The sequence below is a fragment of the Pseudonocardia kunmingensis genome, assembly GCF_006716445.1.
GTDB classification, from domain to species: domain Bacteria; phylum Actinomycetota; class Actinomycetes; order Mycobacteriales; family Pseudonocardiaceae; genus Pseudonocardia; species Pseudonocardia kunmingensis.
On sequence record NZ_VFPA01000001.1, the window covers coordinates 2,546,426 to 2,554,930 of the forward strand.

The 8,505-nt window shown below is 72.9% G+C and carries 7 protein-coding genes; 1 reads left to right on the forward strand and 6 read right to left on the reverse strand.

Annotation, left to right across the window (positions count from 1 at the left end; genetic code table 11):
* Positions 1-17: 17 nt before the first annotated feature.
* From FB558_RS12275 to thiD, 6 genes are all read right to left on the reverse strand, one after another.
* Complete coding sequence (locus FB558_RS12275; RefSeq protein ID WP_170231277.1) at positions 18-1,088, reverse strand: serine/threonine-protein kinase; 1,071 nt, start codon at positions 1,086-1,088, stop codon at positions 18-20.
* 67 nt (positions 1,089-1,155) lie between these two features.
* Positions 1,156-1,971 (reverse strand): FAD binding domain-containing protein, encoded by an 816-nt coding sequence (locus FB558_RS12280; protein WP_142051913.1) that lies wholly within the window; start codon positions 1,969-1,971, stop codon positions 1,156-1,158.
* On the reverse strand, positions 1,968-2,501 hold the full coding sequence (locus tag FB558_RS12285) for a (2Fe-2S)-binding protein (protein WP_142051916.1): 534 nt from the start codon (positions 2,499-2,501) through the stop codon (positions 1,968-1,970). The genes FB558_RS12280 and FB558_RS12285 overlap by 4 nt, the downstream gene beginning before the upstream one ends.
* Positions 2,498-4,762, reverse strand: coding sequence for a xanthine dehydrogenase family protein molybdopterin-binding subunit (locus tag FB558_RS12290; RefSeq protein ID WP_142051919.1), 2,265 nt, complete (start codon positions 4,760-4,762; stop codon positions 2,498-2,500). The genes FB558_RS12285 and FB558_RS12290 overlap by 4 nt, the downstream gene beginning before the upstream one ends.
* A 541-nt stretch (positions 4,763-5,303) precedes the next feature.
* Positions 5,304-6,929: a phosphomethylpyrimidine synthase ThiC gene (gene thiC, locus FB558_RS12295; RefSeq protein WP_142051922.1), complete on the reverse strand. Its 1,626-nt coding sequence runs from the start codon at positions 6,927-6,929 to the stop codon at positions 5,304-5,306.
* Between the two features lie 118 nt (positions 6,930-7,047).
* Positions 7,048-7,899: a bifunctional hydroxymethylpyrimidine kinase/phosphomethylpyrimidine kinase gene (gene thiD / locus FB558_RS12300; RefSeq protein ID WP_142051925.1), complete on the reverse strand. Its 852-nt coding sequence runs from the start codon at positions 7,897-7,899 to the stop codon at positions 7,048-7,050.
* Between the two features lie 160 nt (positions 7,900-8,059).
* Here thiD and FB558_RS12305 point away from each other — a divergent pair, with 160 nt between their 5' ends.
* Positions 8,060-8,500: a nitroreductase family deazaflavin-dependent oxidoreductase gene (locus tag FB558_RS12305; RefSeq protein ID WP_142051928.1), complete on the forward strand. Its 441-nt coding sequence runs from the start codon at positions 8,060-8,062 to the stop codon at positions 8,498-8,500.
* Positions 8,501-8,505: the final 5 nt, after the last annotated feature.

Genomic DNA, 8,505 nt, shown 5'->3' on the forward strand with positions numbered 1-8,505 from the left:
GGCCGCAGGCAGGGGCGCTAGCGCATCCTGGCGGACAGGCCGATCCGCTGCGGCGGGCCGGGCGCGTCGGCCACGCTCGTGAGCGGCGCGGGCACGTGCGCGGGCGGCGCCGGCGTGGCGGCGGCGGAGAGCGAGGCCACCGCGACGATGAAGCCCGCGAGGGCCATCCGCGAGGCGGCGCGCGACCCGGGACGGCCCAGGCGGTGCCTGCCGTGGCGGACCACGGGCGACGGGACGGGCCGCGCGGGCCCGAGCGCCGCCGCGGGCGAGGCCGGGTCGGCGGCGAGGGCGAGCGCGACGGCCTCCGCGCTCGGCCTGCGGCGCGGGTCGTCGCGGGTCATGGCGGTCAGGACGGTGCCGAGCCCGGCGGGCAGCCCGTCGGGCACGGCGGGAGAGCGGTACAGCCGGGCGGTGGCCGACTCGACGGCCATCCCGGGGAACTCCCGGCGGCCGGTCAGGGCTTCGAGCAGCACCAGCCCGAGCGCGTAGATGTCGGTGGCCGGCCCCACGAGCTCGCCCCGCACCTGCTCGGGGGCGAGGTAGGCCGCGGTGCCCACCACGCACCCGTTCGCGGTGGCCGTGGTGGCGTCGAGCGTGCGGGAGATGCCGAAGTCGGCGAGGCGGGGGTGGCCGCCGTCCCCGAGCAGCACGTTGGCCGGCTTCACGTCGCGGTGCACGATCCCCGCGGAGTGGACGTGGGCCAGCGCCTCCGCCAGCTGCGCGCCGAGGCGCCGGACGGCGCCCGGTGCCAACGGCGGGCCGGCGGCGATCCGCTCGGCGAGCGTCGGGCCCTCGACGAGGTCGGTGACGACGAACGGGCGGCCGTCCTCACTCCCCCCATCGTGGAGCCGGACCAGGCCCGGATGGTCCAGCTGGGCGAGAGCGTTCATCTCCTGGCGCTGCTGGCGCAGGTCGTGCGCGGTAGCACCCGGCCGGAAGCACTTGATCGCTACCGCGTCACCGCACCGCAGGTCACGAGCCCGGTACACGACGGCGGAGGACCCGGCGCCGAGCACCGGACCGAGCTCGTAGCGACCGGCGACGACGCGGGGCGCATCGCCGGTCGCAGGAGCCTCGTCGGGGGCCATGAGGGTGACCTTCCCCCGACCGGGGCAGTGCATGCATCAATTCGCAAAAACACCGCCCGGAAGGGCGTCACACGCCGGAGGCGGTGCGCAACGCTCTGCCGGTGAGGACCCGGGCCAGGTGCCGACGGTAGTCGGGCGTGGCAGCGAGGTCGTTCGGGGGTTCGGTGCGCTGGTCGGCGAGCGCCGCGGCCTCCTCGATCGAGGCGCCGTCGGCCAGCGCGGCCTCCGTCGCCGACGCGCGCAGCGGGGTGGAACCCATGTTGACCAGCCCGACCCGGCCGTCCACGACCGCGACGCCGACGATGGCCCAGTCGTTCGCGCGCCGGGTGAACTTCTCGTAGGCCCAGCCCACGCCGCCGGTGCGCGGCACGCGGACCTCGACGATCAGCTCGTCCGGCTCCTTCACCGACGAGAACACGCCGGTGTAGAAGCCGGTGATCGGCACCTGGCGCTCCCCGCGCGGGCTGCGCAGCACGACGGTGCCGCCGAGTGCGAGCACGGCCGCGGGCAGGTCGGACGCCGGGTCGGCGTGCGCGAGCGAGCCGCCGAGCGTGCCGCGGTGGCGCACCTGCGGGTCGCCGACCGTGCGGGCGACCGCGGGCAGTAGCGGGCACTCCGCCGCGAGCTCCTCGGACGCCTCGAGGGTGCGGTGCCGGGTGCCGGCACCGATCGCGATCTCGTCGCCGTCGACGCGGACGTACTGCAGCTCCGCGAGCTTCCCGATGTCGATGACCAGCTCGGGCGCCGCCAGCCGCAGCTTCATGACCGGCAGCAGCGAGTGGCCGCCCGCCAGCACGGTGGCGTCCTCGCCGTGCTCGGCGAGCAGCGCGAGCGCGCCGTCCAGCGAGTCGGGGCGGGCGTAGTCGAAACCGACGGGGATCATTCGCTGCTCCCGGTGGAGAACCCGGGCGCGGCGAGCTCGGCGGGCTTGTCCTCCGCCTCCTGCGGGTCGCGCCCCGCCGCGGCGAGCACGGCACGGACGATGTTGTGGTAGCCGGTGCAGCGGCAGAGGTTGCCCTCCAGCCCTTCCCGCACCTCGCGCTCGGTGGGGCTCGGGTTCTCCGAGAGCAGCCCCACCGTGGCCATCACCATGCCCGGCGTGCAGAAGCCGCACTGCAGCCCGTGCTCGGCCCGGAACGCCGCGGCCACCGGGTGCAGCCGCTCGGGGTCGGGCGAGAGCCCTTCCATGGTGGTGACCGACTGCTGGTCGGCCTGCACGGCGAGCACGGTGCACGACTTCACCGACTCCCCGTCCAGCAGCACCGTGCAGGCGCCGCAGGACGTGGTGTCGCAGCCGATGTTCGTGGCCTTGAGCCCGACGACGTCGCGCAGGTAGTGCGCGAGCAACAGCCGCGGCTCGACGTCGGCGGTGGTCGGCTCGCCGTTGACCGTGATCTCGACCTTCTCGGTCATCGGTTCCCTCCTGCCTGCGCAGCCTGGATGGCCTCCCACACCCGCAGCGGGGTGGTCGGCATGTCGATGTGGCGGACGCCGAGGTGCGACACGGCGTCGACGACGGCGCTCTGCACGGCGGGCGTGGCGCCGATGGTGCCCGCCTCGCCGATGCCCTTCGCGCCGATCGGGTTGAGCGTCGTGGGCGTCTCCATGTCCAGCAGCGTGAAGCTCGGCAGCTCTGCGGCGGACGGGAACCCGTAGTCGGCGAACGTGGCCGTGAGCGGGTTGCCGTCCTCGTCGTAGGCGACCTCCTCGAGCAGGGCCTGCGAGATGCCCTGCGCGATGCCGCCGTGGCGCTGCCCCTCGGCGAGGAGCGGGTTGAGCACGGGCCCCGCGTCGTCGACGGTGATGATGCGGTCGACCACGACCTTCCCCGACTCGACGTCGACCTCCACGACGGCGACGTGCGCGCCGAACGGGAACGTCGGGGCGCCGCTGTCGAAGGTGGTGTCGACGCGCAGCTGCTCGCGCTCGGCCAGCTCCGCGAGGTCGACGCCTGCGCCGGTGCCCTTGACGGTGACCCGACCCTCGGCGACCTCGAGGTCCTCGGCGCTCGCCTCGAGCAGGTCCGCGGCCCGCTGCTTGGCCAGCTCGACGAGCTCACCCGCCGCCTGGTAGACCGCGACGCCGCCGGTCTGCAGGCTCCGCGAGCCCATGGTGCCGGCGCCACGCGGGATGAGGTCGGTGTCGCCGTGCTTCACGGTGATCTTCTCGACCGGGATGCCCAGGTGCTCGCTCGCGAGCATCGCCCACGCCGTTGCGTGACCCTGACCGTGTGGGGAGGTACCGGTGAGGACGGTGACCGTGCCGTCGGCGTGCACCTCCACCGCCGCGTCCTCGCTGAACGCGCCGCCACCGGTGATCTCGACGTAGGAGGAGACGCCGATGCCCAGCTGCAGGACGTCGCCGCGCTCGCGGCGCGCCGCCTGCTCGGCGCGCAGGTCGGCGTAGCCCGACGCCTCCAGCACGCGGTCGATCGCCTTCGCGTACTCGCCCGTGTCGTAGACCGCGCCGCCCTTCGTGGTGAAGGGGAACGCCTCCGGCGGGATCACGTTGCGCTTGCGCACCTCGGCCGCGTCCATGCCGATCTCGGCCGCGAACAGGTCCATCGCCCGCTCGACGGCCGCCGTGGCCTCGGGGCGCCCGGCTCCGCGGTACGCGCCGGTGGGCGTGGTGGTGGTGACCAGCGCGCGCGCCCGCGACTCGACCTTCGGGATGTCGTAGACGCCCGGTGCCATCTGGCGGGTGAAGAACGGCAGGAACGTGCCCAGCGAGGGGTAGGCGCCCGCGTCGGCGAGCACGTCGAGGCGGTAGGCGAGCACGGTGCCGTCGCGCCGGCCGCCGATGGTGACGGTCTGCAGCTGGGCGCGGCCCTGCAGCATCCCGGTCATGTTCTCCGAGCGGCTCTCGCCCCAGCGCACGGGCCGCCCGACCCGCTTGGCCAGCCAGGCCACCAGGGCGAACGTGGGGTCGGCGCCGATCTTCGCGCCGAACCCGCCGCCGACGTCCGGGGTGATCAGGTGGATCACGCCGGGCTCGACGCCGAGCCAGCCCGCCACCTCGTCCCGCGCGGCCTGCGCGTTCTGCGTGGAGGCGAACAGCGTCACCCGCCCGTCGTCGCCCCAGACGGCCGCGGCCGCGCGCGTCTCCAGCGGCGCGGCGGCGAGTCGCTGGTTGACGACCTCCTGGGTGACGACGACCTCGCAGTCGTCGAACAGGTGCTCGTCGAAGGGCTCGTCGTGGCCGAAACCGAGGGCGAGGTTCGTGCCCACGTCCTCGAACAGCAGCACGTCCTCGGCCAGCGAGGCCTTCAGGTCGATCACCGCCGGCAGCGGGTCGTAGTCGACCTCGACCAGCTCCGCCGCGTCCGGGCCCTGGTACGGCTGCTCGGTGAGCACGGCGGCGACCGGCTCCCCGACGAAGCGCACCCGGTCGGTGGCGAGGAACGGCCGCACCATGCCCCTGGCCGCCGCTGGGAACAGCAGGGCCGGGGCCAGGTCGACATCGGCGCCCGTGAACACCGCGACGACGCCGGGCGCCGAACGGGCGGCCTCGACGTCGATCGCGGTGATGCGAGCGTGCGCCATAGGGGACCGCACGAGGGTGAGGTGCAGCGCACCGGTCAGCCGCTCGTCGGTCAGGTCGTCGGTGTAGGTCGCGCCCCGGGAGAGGAACACCGGATCCTCGGTACGGACCACGCGCGTGCCCATGATGCTCATCGTCGGGGAGCCTAGCCCGACACCGAGGGGATCGCCCGAACCGGCGACGCCTCACGCGAAGGGCGACCACGCAGTCACACACCGATTGCGGTGCTGCCGCACCGACTGCAGTCGGTGCGGGAGCACAGGAGTCGGTGTGTCAGCGAGCTACAGCGGATGATCCTGCACAGGATTTTCCTGCGCCGGATCCTCCTGCGCAGGATCGTGCCGGGAGGCTGGTGTCGCCGGCGGACATCTACACCCAGCCCTTGGCAGGCCGGCACGGATCGCCCGACCCACTCCTTCGAGAGCCCGCACATACCTCCCGGGCCCCGCACATATGTTCGGGAGTCTGTGCGAGGTCCCGGAGATGTGTGCCACCGGTCCGATCCCCGCCGAGCGGCGCCATGCGCCGCGTCAGTGATCCAGAGGAAGTACGCACGCTGCACTACGCCCGCAGCCTTCACCAGGGGGCCGACAGCCGGCTCGGTATCGACGGCGAGATGGCAGTCAGCGCTGTCCGACGAGCGACGGATCGCACTGACTGCCATCTCGGCGGGCCTCAGGCGTCGGCCAGCGGGAGGTGCAGGCGCCCGCCGCTTTCCGCGAACTCCTCCGCCTTCTCCGCCATCCCCGCCTCGATCGCCGCCACCGTCGTCAGGCCGTGGGCCTCGGCGTAGTCGCGGACGTCCTGGCTGATCCGCATCGAGCAGAACTTCGGCCCGCACATGGAGCAGAAGTGCGCGGTCTTGGCCGGCTCGGCGGGCAGGGTCTCGTCGTGGAAGGCGAGGGCGGTGTCCGGGTCGAGGGACAGGTGGAACTGGTCGAGCCAGCGGAACTCGAACCGGGCCGCGGACAGGGCGTCGTCACGGGCCTGGGCGCGGGGGTGCTCCTTGGCCAGGTCGGCGGCGTGCGCGGCGATCTTGTACGTGATCACGCCGGTCTTCACGTCGTCGCGGTCCGGCAGGCCCAGGTGCTCCTTGGGCGTCACGTAGCAGAGCATCGCGGTGCCCATCTGGGCGATCCGGGCGGCGCCGATGGCGCTGGTGATGTGGTCGTAGCCGGGCGCGATGTCCGTGGCGAGCGGGCCGAGGGTGTAGAACGGCGCCTCGCCGCACCACTCCTCCTCCAGCCGCACGTTCTCGTCGACCTTGTGCAGCGGCACGTGCCCGGGCCCCTCGATCATCACCTGGACGTCCTTCGACCGCGCGATCGCCGTGAGCTCGCCGAGGGTCCTCAGCTCCGCGAGCTGCGCCTCGTCGTTGGCATCGGCGATGGAGCCGGGGCGCAGCCCGTCGCCGAGGGAGAACGTGACGTCGTAGGCGCGCAGGATGTCGCAGAGCTCGGCGAAGTGGGTGTAGAGGAACGACTCGCGGTGGTGGGCCAGGCACCAGGCCGCCATGATCGACCCGCCGCGCGAGACGATCCCGGTGACGCGCTTCGCGGTGAGCGGCACGTAGCGCAGCAGCACGCCCGCGTGCACCGTCATGTAGTCGACGCCCTGCTCGCACTGCTCGACGACGGTGTCGCGGTAGACCTCCCACGACAGCCGCGCCGGGTCGCCGTTCACCTTCTCCAGCGCCTGGTAGATCGGCACCGTGCCGATCGGCACGGGCGAGTTGCGCAGGATCCGCTCGCGGGTGGCGTGGATGTCCTTGCCCGTGGACAGGTCCATGACGGTGTCGGCGCCCCAGCGCGTCGCCCACACCATCTTCTCCACCTCCTCCTCGATCGCGGAGGTCACCGCGGAGTTGCCGATGTTGGCGTTGACCTTCACCAGGAACCGCTTGCCGATGATCATCGGCTCCGACTCGGGGTGGCGGCGGTTCGCCGGGATCACCGCGCGGCCCCTGGCCACCTCGGAGCGGACCAGCTCGGCGTCCACGCCCTCGCGGATCGCGACGAAGCGCATCTCGGGCGTGACCACCCCGGCCCGCGCGTACGACAGCTGCGTGCCCGGCTCGCGGGCCGCGATCCACGGCGCGCGCAGCGGGGCCAGACCGGCGTGGACGTCGATCGCGGCGTCGTCGTCGGTGTAGGGGCCCGAGGTGTCGTAGACGTCGTGGTGCTCGCCGGTGGACAGCGCGATCCGGCGGACCGGGACGCGCAGGCCGTCCGGCCCGTCGACGTACGCCTTGCGCGAGCCCCGCACGGGGCCGGTGGTGACGGACGGCATGACAGCGGTCATCGCTGCTTCTCTCCCTACGTCGGAATTACCCGGACAGGTTCTGCGGTCGGCTGCACATGCCCTCTCAGCCCGTTGCGCGCACGAGCTCCCGCGGTGTGTGGAGTTGTGTCTCAGGGGTTCAGGCGGACTGCTCCCACCAGTTCCGGACCGCCCACAGCGGCGAGATCGGTCCGTGGCCCGCGCCGAGGGGGTAGGAGTGCCGCACGGCCTCGACGATGTAGCGCTTGCCGAACGCGACCGCATCGGGGACGTCCATCCCGCGGGCGAGCGCGGACGCGATGGCCGAGGCCATGTTGTCCCCGCTGCCGTGGGTGTTGCCGGTGTCGAAGCGCGGCCCGGGCAGCTCGGTGAAGGTGTGTCCGTCGTAGAGCAGGTCGACGCAGACGTCGGTGTCCTCGCGCAGGTGCCCGCCCTTGACCAGCACGTACTGCGGCCCGAACGCGTGCATCACCTTCGCCGCCTCGTACTGGCCCGCCCGGTCGTGGACGTCGACGCCGGCCAGCAGCCGGACCTCGTCGAGGTTGGGGGTGGCCAGCGTGGCGCGGGGGAAGAGCAGGGTGCGGTAGGCGTCGAGGGCGGAGTCGGCGAGCAGCGGGTCGCCGTGCATGGACGCCGCGACCGGGTCGATGACCAGCGGGATCCCGTCGCGCCCGATCCCGACGCGGTCGCAGGCGCCGACGATCGCCTCGATGATCGGTGTGTCGGCGAGCATGCCGGTCTTCGCGGCGCCCAGGCCGATGTCGCCGGCCACGGTCTCGATCTGCGCCGCGACGGTCTCCGGCGGGATGGGGTGGAAGTCGCTCACCCGCAGGGTGTTCTGCACGGTGACCGCGGTGACGGCCACGCAGCCGTGCACGCCGCACGCCGCCATCGCGCGCAGGTCCGCGGCGACACCCGCGCCGCCCCCGGAGTCCGTGCCCGCGATCGTGAGCACCCGCGGAGGGGTCGTACCCACCGTCGGCAGAGCCATTCGTTGCCTCCCTACGCCGGCATTACCCGGACAGGTTCCTGCGGTCGGTGGCGCCCCAGCCACCCTCTCAGCCCGCTGCTGCGAGCTCCCGTCCGCCCGACCGTAACCCGATCCGGGAGCGGAGGGAAGATCCTCCGCCCCTGCGGTGTTGGATGCGTACATGCCATTGGACGGTGAGTTCGAGCTGAGCCCCGAAGGCTGGGTCCGCGACCAGACCCAGAAGATCATGGAGACGGGCACCACCGAGAGCGTCGACATCAAGGGCAGCCCGGTCGTGCTGATCACCATGCGCGGAGCCAAGAGCGGGAAGCTGCGCAAGGTGCCGCTGATGCGGGTGGAGAACGACGGCCGCTACGCCATCGTCGCCTCGCTGGGCGGCGCCCCGAAGCACCCGGTCTGGTACCACAACGTCAAGGCCGACCCCCACCTCGAACTGCAGGACGGCACCGAGAAGGGCGACTTCGTGGCCCGCGAGGTCACCGGCGACGAGAAGGCGCAGTGGTGGGAGCGGGCCGTCGCGGCCTACCCGGACTACGCCGACTACCAGCGCAAGACCGACCGTCAGATCCCGGTCTTCGTGCTGGAGCCGGTCGCGGGCTGATCGGC